The sequence below is a fragment of the Mesorhizobium sangaii genome (assembly GCF_014207355.1).
In the GTDB taxonomy this organism is placed as follows: domain Bacteria; phylum Pseudomonadota; class Alphaproteobacteria; order Rhizobiales; family Rhizobiaceae; genus Mesorhizobium; species Mesorhizobium sangaii.
Genome location: NZ_JACHEF010000034.1, coordinates 1 through 1415 on the forward strand (window position 1 = coordinate 1; position 1415 = coordinate 1415).

Below are 1415 nucleotides of genomic sequence, written 5' to 3' on the forward strand. Positions count from 1 at the left end.
GTCCTCTGTGGATGGCTCCCGCATTGCAAGAGGTAATTCGACGTTCTGGCGCGTTGGGTCGGGTGCAGTCTTCTGTCCGGCCTGTTGTTGCAGCCGATAGAGACTGCTGGCCCTGATGGGGTCGGCGAACAGGGTCCCAATCTGCTTATCAGGCTATGATGCCTCGGACATTCGACGGGTTGTCCCTGTTCCCGGCCTGACCGGTTTCGCCATCACATCGCGTCGCTCTTACACCTCATGGAGCCGATTGATCGGCTCGAACTGTTTTCTGCTTCAAGGTCTTCGCAACTTTACGCTGCCTGTTGTGGGGCATGGCGGGCCTGGTAGGTCTCGCCGCGGGCCATGATCGCCCAGACGACGCGGGCCATCTTGTTCGCCATGGCTACGCTCGCCACGCGCGCTGGCTTCCGGGCAAGCAACGCGATAAGGCGCGGATCGGCCGTCTCGGGCTTATGCCTCGCCCGGCGGATCAAAGAGGTCGCGCCAATCACCAGGAGCTTTCTCAGATACCGGTCACCCATCTTGGTGATGCGCCCGAGCCGGTCCTTACCACCGCTCGAGTTTTGCGATGGTGTGAGCCCAAGCCAGGCGGCAAACTCTCGACCCGAGCGGAACTGTCCCGGATCGGCAACCGATGCCGCCAGTGCTGTTGCACCGACCGGGCCGATGCCGGGAATGGTCGATAGACGCCGTGCCATGTCGTCAGATCTTTGCAGGGCAATGATCGACCGGTCGATCGCCTGGAGACGGACATGGGTGTCGAGTACCTGACCGGACAGGAGGCCGAGAATCTGCGTTGCCATTGACGGCACGTCCGGCGTCACTTGCTTCGCGGCGATCTGGCGCGCCAGCCCAAGCGCCCGCTCCAAACCTTCGGGGATATCGATGCCGAACTCGGCCAAGAGGCCACGGATCATGTTGACCAGTTGCGTGCGCTGCTTGACCAGAAGATTACGTGTACGGTGAAGCGACAGGGCCGCCTGTTGCTCGGCTGACTTCATCGCCACGAAACGCATGGTGGGGCGTGTCACCGCTTCGCAAATCGCCTCAGCGTCCACCGCATCGTTCTTGCCGCGCTTCACATAGGGCTTCACGTAGGCCGGCGGCATCAAGCGGACCTCGTGGCCGAGCTCTGTCAGCTCTCGCGCCCAATGATGTGAGGTCCCGCAGGCCTCCATACCGACCAGACAGGGCGGCAACTTGGTGAAAAACGGCAGAACTTGCGATCGCCGTAGTGCCTTGCGCACAACAACGTCTCCAGACGCGTCAACGGCATGAATTTGAAAAACACGCTTGGCCAGATCAAGGCCCACGGTGGTAATCTGCATGGCGGATGGCTCCTTTGCTCGGGTTGCCTGACAGCAAACCCACTTTGGCACCGAGATGCCGGGAGCGGGAGCCATCCACCTCATCTG

General features: G+C 61.5%; 1 protein-coding gene. It reads right to left on the reverse strand.

The features are described 5' to 3' along the window. Positions 1-290 precede the first annotated feature (290 nt). Positions 291-1328, reverse strand: a complete 1038-nt coding sequence (locus HNQ71_RS34560; RefSeq protein WP_184879638.1) for an IS110 family RNA-guided transposase — start codon at positions 1326-1328, stop codon at positions 291-293. Positions 1329-1415 lie beyond the last annotated feature (87 nt).